This is a genomic window from Pantoea sp. MQR6 (assembly GCF_022761075.1).
Lineage (GTDB): Bacteria > Pseudomonadota > Gammaproteobacteria > Enterobacterales > Enterobacteriaceae > Pantoea > Pantoea phytostimulans.
In genome coordinates, this window is sequence record NZ_JAKYXB010000007.1 from 1 (window position 1) to 16,089 (window position 16,089).

Genomic DNA, 16,089 nt, shown 5'->3' on the forward strand with positions numbered 1-16,089 from the left:
CACATAGTCGGCGTGGCCTGGGCAGTCAACGTGTGCGTAGTGACGAGTCGGGGTTTCATACTCAACGTGAGAAGTGTTGATGGTGATACCACGAGCCTTCTCTTCTGGCGCGTTATCGATCTGATCAAACGCGCGAGCCTGGCCGCCGTAAGTTTTAGACAGAACGGTAGTGATTGCTGCAGTCAGAGTGGTTTTACCGTGGTCGACGTGACCGATGGTGCCCACGTTTACGTGCAGTTTGTTACGCTGAAATTGCTCTTTCGCCATGGCGATAATTCCTTACGTTATGCCTTCATCATTTGGATGAAGGCATCAGTTCAAATTTAAACCGTAGCCTTATTTGCTACGAGCTTCAATAACGGCCTGCGCTACGTTGTTCGGCGCATCGTCATACTTCAAGAACTCCATGGAGTAAGAAGCACGACCTTTGGTCAGAGAACGCAGCTGAGTTGCGTATCCGAACATCTCAGACAACGGAACTTCAGCGTGAATCTGAACGCCAGTAGCGTTAGATTCCTGCCCTTTGAGCATACCACGACGACGGCTAAGGTCACCGATGACATCACCCGTGTTCTCTTCTGGCGTTTCAACTTCAACCTTCATGATAGGTTCAAGCAGAACAGGTGTCGCTTGTTTAAAGCCTTGTTTGAAGGCAATAGACGCGGCCAGTTTAAACGCCAGCTCTGAGGAGTCGACATCGTGGTAAGAACCGAAGTGCAGACGCACGCCCAGATCCACAACCGGGTAACCAGCCAGAGGGCCTGATTTCAGCTGCTCCTGGATACCTTTGTCAACCGCAGGGATGTATTCACCAGGAATCACACCACCTTTGATGTCGTTGACAAATTCGTAGCCTTTCGGGTTCGAACCTGGCTCCAGTGGGTACATGTCGATAACAACATGACCATACTGACCACGACCACCAGACTGCTTGGCGTGTTTACCTTCAACATCGGTAACTTTGTTGCGAATCGCTTCACGGTAAGCAACCTGTGGTTTACCCACGTTTGCTTCAACGTTGAACTCACGCTTCATACGGTCAACGATGATGTCGAGGTGCAATTCACCCATACCGGCGATGATGGTCTGGTTAGATTCTTCATCAGTCCATACGCGGAATGATGGGTCTTCTTTTGCCAGACGGCCCAGAGCCAGACCCATTTTTTCCTGGTCAGCTTTGGTTTTTGGCTCAACGGCGATAGAGATTACCGGCTCCGGGAACTCCATGCGCTCAAGGATGATGACGTTATCTGGGTCACACAGGGTGTCACCAGTGGTCACATCTTTCAGGCCGATCGCAGCTGCGATATCACCCGCACGAACTTCTTTAATCTCTTCACGCTTGTTAGCGTGCATCTGAACGATACGGCCCAGACGCTCACGGTTTGACTTAACCGGGTTGAAGACGGTGTCACCCGTGTTAACAACACCAGAGTAAACGCGGAAGAAGGTTAAGTTACCCACGAACGGGTCGGTAGCGATTTTGAACGCCAGTGCAGCAAACGGCTCGTTGTCATCAGAGTGACGAACAGCCGGCGTGTCTTTACCGTCGTCCAGCATACCGTTGATCGCGGTAACGTCAGTCGGTGCTGGCAGATATTCAACAACTGCATCCAGCATCGCCTGAACACCTTTGTTCTTAAATGCAGAACCACAGGTTACCAGGATAATTTCGTTGTTCAGAACACGCTTACGCAGAGATGTTTTGATCTCTTCTTCAGTCAGTTCTTCACCACCGAAGAATTTCTCCATCAGCTCATCAGAGCCTTCAGCAGCGGCTTCAACCAGTTTCGCATGCCATTCTTCAGCCAGTTCCTGCATATCAGCTGGAATATCTTCGTAGTCGAAGGTTACACCCTGGTCTGCGTCGTTCCAGTTGATTGCTTTCATTTTCACCAGGTCAACAACACCGGTGAATTTCTCTTCTGCGCCGATAGCCAGCTGCAGAGGAACTGGAGTTGCGCCCAGACGAACTTCCATCTGCTTAACAACTTTCAGGAAGTTAGCACCCATGCGGTCCATTTTGTTAACGAACGCAATGCGTGGAACTTTATATTTGTTAGCCTGACGCCATACGGTCTCAGACTGTGGCTGAACGCCACCAACTGCACAGTAAACCATTACCGCGCCATCAAGCACACGCATAGAACGTTCAACTTCGATGGTGAAGTCAACGTGTCCTGGGGTGTCGATGATGTTGATGTGGTGTGGTTCAAACTGCTTGGCCATACCAGACCAGTAACAGGTGGTCGCAGCGGAAGTGATGGTAATACCACGTTCCTGTTCCTGCTCCATCCAGTCCATGGTTGCTGCGCCGTCATGTACTTCACCGATTTTGTGGTTTACACCGGTGTAGAACAGAACGCGTTCGGTAGTGGTAGTCTTACCGGCGTCGATGTGCGCACTGATACCGATATTACGGTAGCGAGCAATGGGTGTTTTACGAGCCATTTGATTCCTCTGATTCTCGGACGTTCAAAGTAAGTTGAACCCAGCGGGTTAGCTTTTTGAGCGCCCGCTGGTTTAACAACAACTACGTGGCTATTACCAGCGGTAGTGAGCGAACGCCTTGTTGGCTTCTGCCATGCGGTGAACGTCTTCACGTTTCTTAACTGCAGTACCTTTGTTCTCTGCAGCATCAGAAAGTTCGTTCGCCAGGCGGAGAGCCATAGATTTATCACCGCGTTTACGAGCAGCATCTACGATCCAACGCATTGCCAGAGCATTACGACGAACCGGACGGACTTCTACTGGTACTTGGTAAGTAGAACCACCAACGCGACGTGACTTAACTTCGACAGTCGGACGCACGTTTTCGAGGGCTACTTCAAAAGCTTCCAGGGAGTTTTTACCAGAACGTTGAGCCAGGGTCTCAAGAGCGGTATAAACGATTGTTTCTGCAGTAGATTTTTTACCATCTACCATCAGGATATTTACAAATTTGGCCAGCAGCTCTGATCCGAACTTAGGATCTGGCAGAATTTTACGCTGACCAATGACGCGACGACGTGGCATGGAAATACTCCGTTGTTAATTCAGGATTGTCCAAAACTCTATGAGTTTATTTTGACATTTAATTTAAAACGTTTGGCCTTACTTAACGGAGAACCATTAAGCCTTTGGCTTCTTCACGCCGTACTTGGAGCGAGCCTGCTTACGGTCTTTAACACCTGAGCAGTCAAGCGCGCCACGAACGGTGTGGTAACGCACACCTGGCAGGTCTTTTACACGACCGCCACGGATCAGGATCACGGAGTGTTCCTGCAGGTTATGACCTTCACCACCAATGTAGGAGGTAACTTCAAAACCGTTGGTCAAACGCACACGGCAGACTTTACGCAGTGCGGAGTTTGGTTTCTTAGGAGTGGTGGTGTACACACGAGTACAAACGCCACGTTTTTGCGGGCAAGCTTCCAGCGCCGGCACGTTGCTCTTTGCAACTTTGCGGACGCGTGGTTTGCGAACCAGCTGGTTAACTGTTGCCATTAAATAGCTCCTGGATTTGCTTTTGCTTCGTAAACACGTAATAAATCGCCTCGTAGAATTACGAGGAGGCAGAATTTTAGGGCTGAGTCAAAGGGGTGTCAAGAAATAACCAGGTTTTACCTCATTACCAGGTCATTTGTTGTGAATGCTTTTCTGTCAGCGCGACGAAACCATTATAGTTCACTGGCTGTATTTTGGTTGAAGTTTGTTCAGCCAGGCCGCGCGCCATCAGGTCTTCTTCCAATACCCACAAGGTTGCTGGTGTGCTTAACAGCCGTGCCAGCGCCCGACTTCCATTCAATGCAGCGAAAACACCATCCTGCATGAGCAAGACATCATCTTCAGCGTTAAGGAGCAAAAGTAAGGTATCAAGATCGCTATAAGCAGGAGAATGCATCAAGGTGTGCAGCATGAGTCTCTCTTAAAAAGTCAGAATGCGATCATACTGTGCCAGCTTTTGACGCAGCGCAGCAGCGGCAACGAGTTCTACATCCAATATGCGCGATTGCTCAGCAGCCAGTCCCCGCGTCTTGAGGGAATCCAGGCAAAGATAGCAGTGTTCAATATCATAGAGTGCTAGCACGCCGAACGTTGCAGCATAGTGACGACTAAGAATCGCATCAGGTTGCTGGTTCATCATTAATTGCAGCACGCCATCACCTATAAAAAACAGGCCGACCTGATCGCTGAGCGCAGCGGTGGCCAATGCCGCATCTAAACCTTCTCGCCCTGCACTGCTACCATGTGGGCCGCGAGTAAAAACAAAAGCCACGCGATTCATTAAAGAAGCACCTTGTTAAAATTGCACCAGACGGTCGCAGCTCAATGCAGCTTCTGCCAGCGCACCCAAACCACTTAACTCAAAACCGGGCTGCAGATTATTTCCTGAAAGCTGTAAACGCTCCGCCTCTTGCGCATCGGCTACACCGCGTCGCAATGCCGCCGCCACACAAATGTTCAATGCCACGCCCTCTTCATTACTTAGCTTCTGCCAGGCCCGCACCAGATCATATTCATCATTTGCCGGTGCAGTGAGCTGATTAGCGTTCATCACACCTTCGCGATAAAAGAAGACGCTTTCCAGGTGATGCCCTGCCGCTAATAACGCCCGGGCAAACAGCAGCGCACTGCTGGCTTGCTGCGTACCATAGGCAGGACCTGTCACCAACAAGGTGTAGCGCATCAACGATCCTGTCCCTGAAAATCGCCATTCTTGAATTGGCGAATATAAAGGTAAACCGTATGCTTTGAGATATTAAGGCGATCGGCGACCTGGTTGATGGCATCTTTAATGTCAAAAATACCTTTCTCGTACAGATTCAATACTATCTGGCGATTCTTAGCATTGTTTGAAACGTTACGATCTGCGCTCACTTCTTCAATAGTGAACTCCAGCGTTTGCATCACCAAATCGTCCACTGAGCTGGCAAAGTTAACATTCGAATCAACCTGCTGCATTTCGGGCGGCATAAATGTCGACATGATTTGCGAGAACGGCACATCCAGATTCATGTTGATACACAACAAACCGATGACACGTTGCTGGCGATTACGAATGGCAATAGTCACCGATTTCATTAGCACGCCACTCTTGGCGCGTGTGAAATAGGCGCGGGAAACGTTGCTGTCTGCGCCGTGCATATCGTGCAGCATGCGCAGCGCCAGATCGGTAATCGGCGATCCCACTTTACGTCCCGTGTGCTCACCATTTGCGATGCGCACGGCGGAACATTTCAGGTCTTCCAGAGAATGCAGGACAATTTCGCAATGCGAGCCAATTAACATCGCCAGACCATCAACAACGGCCTCGTACGACTTTAAGATATCGTAATCGCTTTGTTCGAACGGACGCTGCTCCAGAAGATCGAAGTCGCTTAGTTCGCCGGGATTGAATGGATTAGACATTGAAGACATCACCCTAAGTGGCTGGAGCCTGTCACAGCGCTGCAGGGCAGACTCAATATTGGGATAGTTATGCAGGCGCTAGTCTGGCAAATGTCGCCCGCTTATGCCAGAGGTTTGTGGTGATGCGGAAATGAAACCGCCGCCCGAAGGCGGCGGTGAACAGATTACTGCGATTTTTTCGCGTCAGCCGCAGGAGCCTGCGCTTTTTCATCTGCTTTAGGTGCAGGTTTGATGTCGAGCAGTTCTACATCAAATACCAGCGTGGAGTTTGCCGGAATACCCGGAACGCCGTTTTTACCGTAAGCCAACTGCGGTGGGATAACCAGTTTGATCTTGCCACCTTTTTTCACGTGCTTCAGACCTTCGGTCCAGCCTGGAATCACGCCGTCTAAACGGAATGACAGCGGCTCGCCACGTGTATAAGAGTTGTCGAACTCAGTACCGTCAGTCAATGTACCTTTGTAGTTCACAACCACAGTGTCGCTGTCTTTCGGTGCGTCACCGGTACCTTCTTTCTCGACTTTATACAGCAGACCACTTTCAGTCTTCTTCACACCGCTTTCTTTAGCAAATTTGGTCGCATAAGCGTCGCCTTTGTCGGCATTTTCTTTCGCGTCTTTTTCCATCTTCGCTTGGGCTGCGCCTTTCACGCGGCCTTCGAATGCTTGCAGAGTCTGCTCAATTTCTTCATCGGACAGTTTGCTTTTGCCACCAAACGCATCCTGAACACCAGAAATCAGCTGATCTTTATCCAGTTTGATGCCCAGTTTTTCCTGCTCCTTCAGGGAGTTGTCCATGTAGCGACCCAACGAGGCGCCCAGCGCGTAAGCGGATTGCTGATCTTCATTTTTGAAGGCCGCATTTTTTGGAGCCTGAGGTGCAGACGTCGCTGCTGCTGCTGCTGGTGCAGCGGCAGTTTCTGCAGCCATTGCCAGCGGAGCATTCAGCGCGACGGCCATGGTGGTAGCTAACAATGTGACTTTTAACAGTGATTTCATCCTTTCTCCAAAACCGAAGCCTCTAACCTCGGGAATCATTGCAGACTTGAGGGCCCACACTATAACTGTACGTGGCAGTGGCGAACACTCCCACAACGTAATTACCCGGTTAACCTCCGACCTTTTTTGCGACAGGAAGTTTCATCAGAGATGATGCCGTAATGTGCTTTTTCAAGCGTAACGCCAGAGAATGGTAAAAAATCGGGTAATTCTGTGCCGTCAGGCCGTAGAATCACGCCCTTAGCCAATCACATCACCCATATTATGAGGAGGGGTCATGCAACAATCAGAGTGGGAACAACGTCTCGAAACGCTGGAAAGCAAACTGGCCTTTCAGGAAATGACCATTGATCAACTGAACACCACCGTGGTGCAACACGAATTGGAAATGGTAAAAATGCGCGAACAGATGCGCATATTACTGGATAAACTGAAAGCCAGCGCGCCATCAATGATTGCTTCGCAATCGGAAGAAACACCGCCACCTCATTATTAAGTCTGGCGCGGCCCGCGCAGTCACGAGACAAGCCCTTACGATACCAAAAGAAAGGCCACCCGAAGGTGGCCTTTTTATCACGCTTTACTTAGTGGCTGCAGCCACAACCGCCCGTACCGCAACCACCTTTACCGTGGTCATGGTCATGGTCGTGATCATGGTCGTGGTGATGACCATCAGCACCGTGAACGTGGCCATGAGCCAATTCTTCCGGCGTTGCTTCACGAATCGCTACCACTTCAACATTGAAGTTCAGGTTCTGACCCGCCAGCATGTGGTTACCGTCGACCACGACGTGATCGTCTTCCACTTCGGTGATTTCAACCGGAACGGGACCTTGATCGGTTTCTGCCAGGAAGCGCATGCCAACCTGCAGTTCGTCAACGCCCATAAATACATCTTTTGGTACACGCTGAACCAGGTTGTCATCGTACTGACCATACGCATCGTTAGCGGGAATATGCACGTCAAACTTATCGCCTGCTACGTGATTTTCCAATGCGTTTTCCAGACCAGAAATCAGGGAACCATGACCGTGCAGATAGTCCAACGGTGCACTCACCGGTGACTCGTCAACCAACACGCCGTCTTCTGTACGTACCTGATAGGCCAGGCTTACCACCAGGTCTTTTGCTACTTTCATGATATCTCCTAACCGTTGAGAGCTGAGATCCCGTCTCATTGGTCTATTTTTGCGTGCAATAACACCAACCAGAAAGGTTCGGGGCTGGGTACGAGAGGGTTTTACTTTCTCTCGCGACCTCAGCGTTAATGGCGCCAATTGTAACGGAATTCAATCCCGCTGTAAGTTCAAGCTTAAAAAAAGCTGCGCCATTCCGCTACTCAGGATGGAAAATTCCAATAACTTGTTCATTGCTGCGAACCTGATCGCGAGCCTGCTTATCAGCCTCACGCATCTGATGGCCGCATTTTACACACTCAACCACATCAACATTATTTTCACGCCACATCGCTAGCGTGTCTTTTTCCTGACAGTGCGGACAGACCGCACCAGCAATAAATCGTTTACGCATTGTGTCCTGCCTGTGTTGTCTTTTTACTCGTCATCATCCCAACCATCCAGCTGACGCTTCTCCTGTTGCATCTCGCGGCGGAAGATATCTTCCAGTTCACGACGCGCCTCACGAACACGAGAAACCTGCGCGCTGTCCGCATGGTTAGGCATAAGCTCACGTAACATGCGCATATCCAAACGACGGAAATGCAGCTGCGCGCGCTGTGCCTGATGTGGATGCATGCCTAACGACATTAATGCCTTACGGCCCAGCTCCAGCGCACTGGAGAACGTCTCACGTGAGAATTGTGTCACGCCCGACAGTAGCAGTTCGTGAGCTTCAACACGTCCACGCGCGCGCGCCAAAATCTGCAACTGCGGAAAATGCTGTTGGCAAAGATGAACAATAGTCATAGTGTCTTCGGGTTCATTACAGGTAATCACAATGGATTGGGCGCTGGCTGCACCTGCTGCACGCAGCAACTCCAGCTCAGTTGCATCACCGTAATAAACCTTGTAACCATATTTGCGCATCAGGCTGACCGCGCTGATGTCACGTTCCAAAACGGTAATCCGCTTGTTATTAGCCATCAACAAGCGTCCGATAACCTGACCAAAACGTCCAAAACCGACCACAATCACCTGCGGCTGGTCGTCTTCAACAAAATGCTTCTCTGCATTCTCATCCGTTTCGTTGAAACGGCGCGCCAGTAGCCGATCAATTCCTTTCATCAGCAGCGGCGTGGTCATCATTGATAAGGTTACTGTCACCAGCAGCAACGGCAGCTGATCGCCAGAGAACAATTTTGCCGATGAAGCGGCGGAAAAGAGCACGAAGGCGAATTCACCACCTTGACTTAACACACCGGCAAACTGCTGACGCTCTGAACTGCGCAAGCCGAACATTCTGCCCAACACATACAGCACCAGCGTTTTAACCACTACCAGAATCAGCACGCCGAGTAAGATGGTAAAGATATGGGTATAAAGCACGCCAAGGTTTAACGCCATGCCCACGGAAATAAAGAACAAGCCCAGCAGCAAGCCTTTGAAGGGATCAATAGCCACTTCCAGCTCATGGCGATATTCGCTTTCCGCCAGCAGAATCCCGGCGATGAATGTGCCAAGCGCCATAGACAAACCCAGCGCGTCCATAAACAGCGCCGATCCCAGCACCAACAGCAGCGACGCGGCAGTAAACACCTCACGCACGCCCGAAGCGGCGATGTAACGGAATATCGGGCGCAGCAAATAGCGGCCACCAATCAACATGCCCGCAAACGCCAGCACTTTCATGCCAAGTTTTAGCCAGTCGATGTGTCCGCTGTCGGTTCCGGCTAAAAGAGGTATCAATGCCAGCGCTGGAATAACCGCGATGTCCTGAAATAGCAGCACAGAAAAGCCCAGCTGCCCTGACTCGCTGCGGTTCATGCCTTTGTCACGCATCAACTGCAATGCCATTGCGGTGGAGGACATGGCTAAACCAATCCCGCCAATCACTGCAGCTTGCCAGTCAAAATGACTCAACCAGAGCAGCGTGCCAAGAATCGCGGCTGAGAAGATAACCTGAGCGGCGCCTACGCCAAAGATTGATCGACGAAGTGACCAAAGCTTTGAAGGGTTCAGCTCCAGCCCAATGATAAACATCAGGAAAACAACGCCAAGTTCGGAGAAATGCAAAATTTCTTCGACGTCGCTAATAAATCCTAATCCCCACGGGCCGATAGCGATGCCCGCCACCAAATACCCCAAAACTGCACCAATACCGAGGCGAGCCGCCACGGGTACAATCAGCACCGCCGCAACCAGATAAATCACTCCTGCGGTCAGCAGCGTTTGTCCTCCCATTACAACCCTCCATTCGACAGCGGTGCTGCCAGCCAATCGCCATAGGCGCGGGCATAATTTTTCATCAACTCGGGATTCTGGCGGCGCGCCCAATAGATAATCATCGGTGGCATCCAGTGCATACTGCACATCTGCGCGGTCAGCTCAAACGGCAGCATGATGTCATTCATGCGATAGCGATTCAGGCCCTGGCTTTGAAAAGCGCCTTCAGGTTCCCCGGTCGTCACCACGCTGCGCCAATATTTCCCTTCCAGCGCATTGCCATCGATACCATTGGCAAACCCGCGCGACAATACGCGATCCAGCCACTCTTTCAGCAGCGATGGACAGCTATAAGTATAAAGTGGGTGTTGAAAAACAATGACCTGATGTTCACGCAAGAGTTCTTGCTCGCGGTGAATATCAATAAAAAAGTCCGGATAGATCGCGTAGAGATCGCGAACCGTGACATGTTCCATTGCCTGAGCCGGTTGCAGCAAAATCCGATTAGCAACCGAATCCTGTGATTCCGGGTGGGCGTAAAGCAGCAAAATCTTCGGTGGCTGCGACATCGTTACCCTCCAAATCGTCGTCATTGGTGCGCTTTTCCGCTACCATGCACGACCAGCAAAATCTTATTATGTTGCCTGTAAATTAACATATTCTGACGATACGGCGCTTATGATTGTCTTTTCAGCCTTACAAATACGCCGCGGCATCCGCGTCTTGCTCGACAATGCCACCGCCACCATCAATCCTGGCCAGAAAGTCGGATTAGTGGGGAAAAACGGCTGTGGTAAATCCACACTGCTGTCGCTGCTAAAAGGTGAGATCACCAGCGATGCCGGCAGCATGACCTTTCCTGGTAACTGGGCATTGGCCTGGGTTAATCAGGAAACCCCTGCCTTGAGCAAACCGGCTCTTGACTACGTTATTGATGGCGATCGCGAATTCCGCCAGCTTGAATCTGAATTAGCTGACGCGAATGCACGCAACGATGGCAACGCCATTGCGCTTTTGCACGGCAAACTGGATGCGGTTCAGGCGTGGAGCATACCGGCTCGCGCCTCAAGTCTGCTGCACGGTTTGGGCTTTAGTCAGGAACAATTGCAACGTCCGGTAAGCGACTTCTCCGGTGGCTGGCGTATGCGCCTCAACCTGGCACAAGCGCTGATTTGCCGCTCTGATTTGCTGCTGCTGGATGAACCAACAAACCACCTCGATCTTGACGCGGTGATTTGGCTGGAGCGCTGGCTTAAAAGCTATGAAGGCACGCTGATCCTGATTTCCCATGACCGTGATTTCCTCGATCCCGTTGTGGACAAGATCATCCATATTGAACAGCAATCGCTGTTTGAATATACCGGCAATTACACGTCGTTTGAGCGTCAGCGCGTCGCCAAACTGGCACAGCAGCAGTCGCTGTATGAAAGCCAGCAAGAAAAGGTGGCGCATTTACACAGCTACATTGATCGCTTCCGCGCCAAAGCATCTAAAGCTAAACAGGCGCAAAGCCGCATCAAAATGCTGGAACGCATGGAGATGATTGCGCCTGCGCACGTGGATAACCCGTTCACCTTCAGTTTCCGTCCACCGGAAAGCTTGCCGAATCCATTACTCAAAATGGAGAAAGTCACCGCCGGCTATGGTGATCGCATCATTCTTGACGCCATCAAACTGAACCTGGTGCCGGGTTCGCGCATCGGTTTACTGGGCCGTAATGGCGCGGGTAAATCAACGCTGATTAAGCTATTGGCAGGCGAACTGGATGCGCTTCAAGGTCAGATTGGTTTAGCAAAAGGCATCAAACTGGGCTACTTCGCTCAGCATCAGTTGGAATTTTTGCGCGCCGATGAATCACCATTGCAACATCTCGCCCGCATTGCGCCCAAGGTATTGGAACAGCAGTTGCGTGATTATTTAGGCGGCTTTGGTTTCCAGGGCGATAAAGTCAGTGAAATTACTGAACGCTTTTCTGGCGGTGAAAAAGCGCGTCTGGTGTTGGCACTGATTGTCTGGCAGCGCCCTAACCTGCTGTTGCTTGATGAACCGACCAACCACCTTGATTTAGACATGCGTCAAGCGCTGACTGAAGCATTGATCGACTTTGAAGGCGCGCTGGTGGTGGTGTCGCACGATCGTCACCTGCTCCGCGCCACCACCGACGATCTCTATTTAGTTCATGACGGTAAAGTTGATGTTTTCCCGGGCGATCTGGAAGATTACCAGCAATGGTTGAGTGATTTGCAGAAGCAGCAGGCGCAACAAGATAGCGCGCCCAAGCAGGATAACGTCAACAGCGCGCAGTCGCGTAAAGATCAAAAGCGCCGTGATGCCGAATTGCGTAGCCAAACTCAGCCGCTGCGTAAAGAGATCGAGAAGCTGGAAAAGCAGATGAGCAAATGGCAAAGCCAGTTGGCTGACGCTGAAGCGCAGCTTTCCGACAGCGCTATTTACGATCAAAGCCGCAAAGCCGATTTAACCGCCGCGCTGCAGCTTCAGGCAGAGAGTAAATCGGCGCTGGAAGAGGTCGAAATGGCGTGGCTTGATGCGCAAGAGAAGTTAGAGCAGATGATGGCGTCAATTTAAGGCGCTTTGCGTGCGAGGTCGTTTGTCCCCCACCTCAGTCCTCCCCCATACATGGGGGAGGAAAATGCTGCAACATGCGAATTCGGTGTCAGCATGTGGCAGCACTTTACCAGCATGTGGCAGCGTCTCCTTCCCCCGCTTAGCGGGGGAAGGCCGGGATGGGGGACAGCCAGCACTGTCTGAGGCACAAACTTCGAATCCAGCCCGCAAAATCAAACCGGTTTATCGCCTAACACTGTCGCCCGATGCATCACCCGCCGCGCCGGATAATAATCCGCATTGGCATAATGCTGTGTTACGCGATTATCCCAAATAGCGACATCGTTCGGCTGCCAGCGCCAGCGCACCTGAAACTCAGGTTTAGTCGCATGGGCAAACAAAAAGCCTAATAGCGCCTCGCTCTCTTTCTCACTCAAATCAACAATCCGCGTAGTAAAGCCTTCATTAACGAACAATGCTTTTTTACCGCTGACCGGATGGGTACGAATAACCGGGTGTTGTACCGGCGGATGCTTCGCCACCGCTTGCTGCCAGCGCTGATGCTCTTCTTCACTCTTGCGGTATTTAAATTCCTGAAACGATTTTTTGAAATCGTGTTCGGCATGCAATTCCGCCAGCAATGTTTTAAGCGGCGTAGAAAGCGCTTCATAGGCGGCAATGCCGCTGGTCCACAACGTATCGCCGCCAGACTCCGGCAACACCTTTGACGCTAAAATCGCAATCGCGGGTGGCGTATCGATAAACGTGACGTCGGTATGCCAGTTATCGTTGTCTGGTGGATTATCCTGATGCGTATCCAGCACGATAATCTCTTCCACGCCTTCAGCATGCGGATAAACCGGATGAATATGTAAATCGCCAAATCGTATTGCCAGCGCCCGCTGCTGCTCCGGGGTAATCACCTGATCGCGTAAAAAAAGCACCTGATGACGCAGCAAGCCATGATAAAGCTGCTCAAACTGCGCATCGCTTAAGGGACGCGCTAAATCAAGGTTAGCAACCTGCGCACCAATGTTCGGACCCAGTGCAGTGATATTCAGACGTTCGTTCATTGTTGTTCTCCATTCCAGGGCGTCAGGCGGCGCTGCAATGCACGCAGCCCGAGTTCTAAGCTAAAAGCAATCACGGCAATCACGGCAATTCCGGCCAGCACCACATCGGTAGCAAGGAATTCTCCGGCTGACTGCACCATAAAACCGAGTCCACGCGTTGCAGCGATCAGTTCAGCAGCCACCAGCGTTGACCAGCCCACCCCCAAGCCAATACGCAGACCGGTAAGAATTTCTGGCAACGCACCGGGCAAAATAACCCAGCGCAAGATTTGCCAACGGCTGGCACCGAGCGCTTGCGCGGCACGAATGCGCACCTGCTGCGCATTACGTACGCCAGCCAGCGTTGACAGCGCAACCGGCGCGAATATCGCCAGGTAAATCAGCAAAATTTTCGAGGTTTCGCCGATGCCAAACCAGATCACCATCAGCGGCAAATACGCCAGCGGCGGTACTGGGCGATAAAGCTCTATTAGCGGATCGAGTAACCCACGCACTGCCGGACTCAGCCCCATCGCAATGCCAACCGGGATACCGATTGCCGCCGCCGCCAGCAAAGCAATGACCATGCGCGTCAGGCTCGCGGCCAGATGCTGCCACAGCGTGGCGTCCATAAATCCTTGGGCGCTGGCAATCAGGAACAGCTTGCTCAGCACCTGCTGCGGTGAAGGCAAGAACAGCGGCGCAATCAGGCCAAGCGCCGTGACGCCCCACCACACCAGCAACAGCATCAGTAAACTCAGCAAGCTCAGGCTGAGTTGCATGGAGAGCGGCCAATGCAGGCGGCGTCGTGCCACGCTGGTTTTGTCGTTGATTAAGGCGCTCATACAAAAGCCTCTCGCTGGGCAAAGACGCGGCTCAGCACATATTCGCGTTGAGCAATGAACGCTGGATCAGATTTGATACTGCGGCACGCTTCACCGCTGGCAAAGCGCTGTCCAAAATCAAGATGCAGTCGCTCAACAATGCGGCCCGGCCCCGGTGAAAGCAGAATCAATTCGCTGGCGAGAAAAATGGCTTCTTCGATATCGTGGGTAATCAACAGAATCTGTTTGCCGCTGTCGCGCCACAGCGTCAGTAGCAACGTTTGCATCTGTTCGCGGGTAAAGGCGTCAAGTGCCCCAAACGGTTCGTCCAGCAATAACAGTTGTGGATCGGCAGCTAAGGCTCGCGCAATCCCTACACGCTGGCGCTGTCCGCCGGAAAGCTGCCAAATCTGGCGTTTTTCCGCGCCTTCCAGTCCCACTTTTTTGATCAACCGACGCGCAATAGTTTCGCGTTCCTGACGCGCCATGCCGGCTAGCTGTAAGCCAAACGCAACGTTGTCGAGAACATTGCGCCAGGGCAGCAATCCTTCATTTTGAAATACCACGCCACGCTCCGCGCCTGGGCCATTGATCGTCTTGCCTTCCAACGTGATGCTGCCAGATTCAACCGGAAGAAAACCGGCAATCAGGTTGAGCAGCGTGGTTTTGCCGCAACCCGATGGACCCAGCACCACCAGCAGTTCGCTTTTATCCACTTGCAGATTGATGTCTTGCAAGGCGGGTTGTCCGGCGTAACGAGCATTAAGATGCGCGATGCGTAGCATGGTGACTCCTTACAAGGTGACTTAGGGTTTAGCTAACGGCGCAACAAAACGCGTAGTGACGAAGCTGCTGTAGTCACTCTCCGCCTGCGGCACACGGCCCTGCTCTTTCAGGAACTGCGCGGTATCGACAATCGCCTTGTTAACCGGCTTGCCTAACTGCTCAACCTGCTGCTGTGCAGTGAGATAAGTGTTGCCTTTCACCAGCCCCGCAACTTGCGCTTCCGGCACGCCGCTCAGACGAGACAGCTTGCTCAGGTTGTCTGGCTGTTTCAGCCATTCATCGGGGTTATCGATGTAAGGTTTCTGCGCTGCCAATGCACTACGGGCGAAAGCCGTTACGATATCGGGATGCTGTTCGGCGAAGTCTTTGCGTACCACCCAAACGTCGAGGGTTGGCGCGCCCCAGCTGCCCACTTGTGAAGAATCTGTCAGCACCTTGCCCTCTTTCTCCAGCTGGTTAACGGCGGGAGCCCAGACGTAAGCGCCATCAATATCACCACGCTGCCAGGCGGCAATAATGGCGGGCGGTTGAAGGTTAACAAGCTGAACCTGCGAAGGCTTGATGCCCCAATGCTTAAGTGCGGCCAACAAGCTGTAATGCGTCGTTGAAATGAAAGGAACAGCGATGCGTTTACCGATCAGGTCTTTCGGGCTGGTAATGCTTTTTTTCACCACGAACGCTTCTGAATTTCCCAGCTGAGAGGCCAGCAGGAATGCTTCTATGGGTAACTGCTGCGTCGCCGCAACTGCTAGCGGGCTAGAACCGATATTACCGATTTGTACGTCACCCGAAGCGAGTGCACGCAACACGCCTGCACCACTGTCGAATTTGCGCCAGTCAACCGTTGCGCCGCTCTCTTTCGCAAACGTATTGTCCGCCTGCGCAACTTTGGCTGGTTCCGCTGAAGTCTGGTACGCCACTGTGACGTTTACCGCTGCCGCCTGGAATGTCAGCAGCGCCAATGCCGCCGCTAAAATTGACAATCGTCCTTTTACTACCATGATGCTGCACCCCGATGCTTTTATGATGCAGGCAGTTTCACTGAGACGTTTAATTTCATGAAGGAATTAAAAATTATCCCTAATAGAAATAAGTTCTTAGATCAAAATCCGCAAAACTCATGCACTGGATG

At 51.8% G+C, this 16,089-nt stretch carries 19 protein-coding genes; 2 read left to right on the forward strand and 17 right to left on the reverse strand.

The features are described 5' to 3' along the window. From MUG06_RS20145 to fkpA, 9 genes are all read right to left on the reverse strand, one after another. A partial coding sequence (locus MUG06_RS20145; protein ID WP_243079828.1) for a GTP-binding protein occupies window positions 1-267 on the reverse strand: 267 nt, incomplete at its 3' end. A 69-nt stretch (window positions 268-336) separates the two neighbouring features. Next, entirely contained in the window at window positions 337-2,451 is a 2,115-nt protein-coding gene (gene fusA / locus MUG06_RS20150) for an elongation factor G (protein ID WP_003852908.1), read from the reverse strand. 93 nt (window positions 2,452-2,544) lie between these two features. Beyond that, window positions 2,545-3,015: a 30S ribosomal protein S7 gene (rpsG, locus tag MUG06_RS20155; protein ID WP_243079829.1), complete on the reverse strand. Its 471-nt coding sequence runs from the start codon at window positions 3,013-3,015 to the stop codon at window positions 2,545-2,547. Window positions 3,016-3,111: 96 nt separating this feature from the next. Continuing rightward, the gene (gene rpsL, locus MUG06_RS20160; protein ID WP_003852912.1) at window positions 3,112-3,486 is read right to left on the reverse strand and encodes a 30S ribosomal protein S12; all 375 of its coding nucleotides are present in this window, start codon (window positions 3,484-3,486) and stop codon (window positions 3,112-3,114) included. Window positions 3,487-3,610: 124 nt separating this feature from the next. Next, complete coding sequence (gene tusB, locus MUG06_RS20165) at window positions 3,611-3,898, reverse strand: sulfurtransferase complex subunit TusB (RefSeq protein ID WP_243079830.1); 288 nt, start codon at window positions 3,896-3,898, stop codon at window positions 3,611-3,613. A 9-nt stretch (window positions 3,899-3,907) separates the two neighbouring features. After that, window positions 3,908-4,267: a sulfurtransferase complex subunit TusC gene (gene tusC / locus MUG06_RS20170; protein ID WP_215845416.1), complete on the reverse strand. Its 360-nt coding sequence runs from the start codon at window positions 4,265-4,267 to the stop codon at window positions 3,908-3,910. A 15-nt stretch (window positions 4,268-4,282) separates the two neighbouring features. Beyond that, window positions 4,283-4,669, reverse strand: a complete 387-nt coding sequence (gene tusD / locus MUG06_RS20175; protein ID WP_243079831.1) for a sulfurtransferase complex subunit TusD — start codon at window positions 4,667-4,669, stop codon at window positions 4,283-4,285. Further along, window positions 4,669-5,391 (reverse strand): transcriptional regulator, encoded by a 723-nt coding sequence (locus MUG06_RS20180; protein WP_193405631.1) that lies wholly within the window; start codon window positions 5,389-5,391, stop codon window positions 4,669-4,671. The genes tusD and MUG06_RS20180 overlap by 1 nt, the downstream gene beginning before the upstream one ends. Before the next feature lie 164 nt (window positions 5,392-5,555). Continuing rightward, complete coding sequence (gene fkpA / locus MUG06_RS20185) at window positions 5,556-6,389, reverse strand: FKBP-type peptidyl-prolyl cis-trans isomerase (RefSeq protein ID WP_243079832.1); 834 nt, start codon at window positions 6,387-6,389, stop codon at window positions 5,556-5,558. A gap of 277 nt (window positions 6,390-6,666) precedes the next feature. Here fkpA and MUG06_RS20190 point away from each other — a divergent pair, with 277 nt between their 5' ends. Then, on the forward strand, window positions 6,667-6,885 hold the full coding sequence (locus MUG06_RS20190; protein WP_215845413.1) for a SlyX family protein: 219 nt from the start codon (window positions 6,667-6,669) through the stop codon (window positions 6,883-6,885). A gap of 88 nt (window positions 6,886-6,973) precedes the next feature. On the opposite strand, the gene slyD is transcribed toward MUG06_RS20190, so the two are convergent. From slyD to kefG, 4 genes are all read right to left on the reverse strand, one after another. Next, the gene (gene slyD / locus MUG06_RS20195; RefSeq protein WP_054632984.1) at window positions 6,974-7,528 is read right to left on the reverse strand and encodes a peptidylprolyl isomerase; all 555 of its coding nucleotides are present in this window, start codon (window positions 7,526-7,528) and stop codon (window positions 6,974-6,976) included. A 196-nt stretch (window positions 7,529-7,724) separates the two neighbouring features. Then, on the reverse strand, window positions 7,725-7,919 hold the full coding sequence (locus MUG06_RS20200) for a YheV family putative zinc ribbon protein (protein ID WP_006120567.1): 195 nt from the start codon (window positions 7,917-7,919) through the stop codon (window positions 7,725-7,727). A 23-nt stretch (window positions 7,920-7,942) separates the two neighbouring features. Beyond that, complete coding sequence (gene kefB / locus MUG06_RS20205; protein ID WP_215845412.1) at window positions 7,943-9,748, reverse strand: glutathione-regulated potassium-efflux system protein KefB; 1,806 nt, start codon at window positions 9,746-9,748, stop codon at window positions 7,943-7,945. Next, complete coding sequence (gene kefG / locus MUG06_RS20210; RefSeq protein WP_243079833.1) at window positions 9,748-10,299, reverse strand: glutathione-regulated potassium-efflux system ancillary protein KefG; 552 nt, start codon at window positions 10,297-10,299, stop codon at window positions 9,748-9,750. The genes kefB and kefG overlap by 1 nt, the downstream gene beginning before the upstream one ends. A 109-nt stretch (window positions 10,300-10,408) precedes the next feature. On the opposite strand from kefG, the gene MUG06_RS20215 reads away from it, so the two are divergent. Next, complete coding sequence (locus MUG06_RS20215) at window positions 10,409-12,316, forward strand: ABC transporter ATP-binding protein (RefSeq protein WP_243079834.1); 1,908 nt, start codon at window positions 10,409-10,411, stop codon at window positions 12,314-12,316. Window positions 12,317-12,528: 212 nt separating this feature from the next. Here the strand turns inward: MUG06_RS20215 and tauD are convergent, their stop codons facing one another. Genes tauD through tauA form a run of 4 tightly spaced genes read right to left on the reverse strand, consistent with a single transcriptional unit; the run spans window position 12,529 to window position 15,958 of the window. Further along, window positions 12,529-13,368, reverse strand: coding sequence for a taurine dioxygenase (tauD, locus tag MUG06_RS20220; protein WP_243079835.1), 840 nt, complete (start codon window positions 13,366-13,368; stop codon window positions 12,529-12,531). Beyond that, window positions 13,365-14,192 (reverse strand): taurine ABC transporter permease TauC, encoded by an 828-nt coding sequence (gene tauC / locus MUG06_RS20225; RefSeq protein ID WP_243079836.1) that lies wholly within the window; start codon window positions 14,190-14,192, stop codon window positions 13,365-13,367. The genes tauD and tauC overlap by 4 nt, the downstream gene beginning before the upstream one ends. Beyond that, window positions 14,189-14,956 (reverse strand): taurine ABC transporter ATP-binding subunit, encoded by a 768-nt coding sequence (tauB, locus tag MUG06_RS20230; protein ID WP_215845410.1) that lies wholly within the window; start codon window positions 14,954-14,956, stop codon window positions 14,189-14,191. The genes tauC and tauB overlap by 4 nt, the downstream gene beginning before the upstream one ends. A 21-nt stretch (window positions 14,957-14,977) precedes the next feature. After that, complete coding sequence (gene tauA / locus MUG06_RS20235; RefSeq protein ID WP_243079837.1) at window positions 14,978-15,958, reverse strand: taurine ABC transporter substrate-binding protein; 981 nt, start codon at window positions 15,956-15,958, stop codon at window positions 14,978-14,980. Between the last annotated feature and the right edge of the window lie 131 nt (window positions 15,959-16,089).

Coding starts and splice junctions, on each gene's coding strand:
- rpsG (WP_243079829.1), bottom strand. CDS start 3,015: ATGCCACGTCGTCGCGTCATTGGTCAGCGTAAAATTCTGCCAGATCCT.
- kefG (WP_243079833.1), bottom strand. CDS start 10,299: ATGTCGCAGCCACCGAAGATTTTGCTGCTTTACGCCCACCCGGAATCA.
- fusA (WP_003852908.1), bottom strand. CDS start 2,451: ATGGCTCGTAAAACACCCATTGCTCGCTACCGTAATATCGGTATCAGT.
- tauD (WP_243079835.1), bottom strand. CDS start 13,368: ATGAACGAACGTCTGAATATCACTGCACTGGGTCCGAACATTGGTGCG.
- slyD (WP_054632984.1), bottom strand. CDS start 7,528: ATGAAAGTAGCAAAAGACCTGGTGGTAAGCCTGGCCTATCAGGTACGT.
- MUG06_RS20200 (WP_006120567.1), bottom strand. CDS start 7,919: ATGCGTAAACGATTTATTGCTGGTGCGGTCTGTCCGCACTGTCAGGAA.
- kefB (WP_215845412.1), bottom strand. CDS start 9,748: ATGGGAGGACAAACGCTGCTGACCGCAGGAGTGATTTATCTGGTTGCG.
- tusB (WP_243079830.1), bottom strand. CDS start 3,898: ATGCTGCACACCTTGATGCATTCTCCTGCTTATAGCGATCTTGATACC.
- tauC (WP_243079836.1), bottom strand. CDS start 14,192: ATGAGCGCCTTAATCAACGACAAAACCAGCGTGGCACGACGCCGCCTG.
- MUG06_RS20190 (WP_215845413.1), top strand. CDS start 6,667: ATGCAACAATCAGAGTGGGAACAACGTCTCGAAACGCTGGAAAGCAAA.
- tusD (WP_243079831.1), bottom strand. CDS start 4,669: ATGCGCTACACCTTGTTGGTGACAGGTCCTGCCTATGGTACGCAGCAA.
- MUG06_RS20215 (WP_243079834.1), top strand. CDS start 10,409: ATGATTGTCTTTTCAGCCTTACAAATACGCCGCGGCATCCGCGTCTTG.
- tusC (WP_215845416.1), bottom strand. CDS start 4,267: ATGAATCGCGTGGCTTTTGTTTTTACTCGCGGCCCACATGGTAGCAGT.
- MUG06_RS20180 (WP_193405631.1), bottom strand. CDS start 5,391: ATGTCTAATCCATTCAATCCCGGCGAACTAAGCGACTTCGATCTTCTG.
- tauA (WP_243079837.1), bottom strand. CDS start 15,958: ATGGTAGTAAAAGGACGATTGTCAATTTTAGCGGCGGCATTGGCGCTG.
- rpsL (WP_003852912.1), bottom strand. CDS start 3,486: ATGGCAACAGTTAACCAGCTGGTTCGCAAACCACGCGTCCGCAAAGTT.
- tauB (WP_215845410.1), bottom strand. CDS start 14,956: ATGCTACGCATCGCGCATCTTAATGCTCGTTACGCCGGACAACCCGCC.
- fkpA (WP_243079832.1), bottom strand. CDS start 6,389: ATGAAATCACTGTTAAAAGTCACATTGTTAGCTACCACCATGGCCGTC.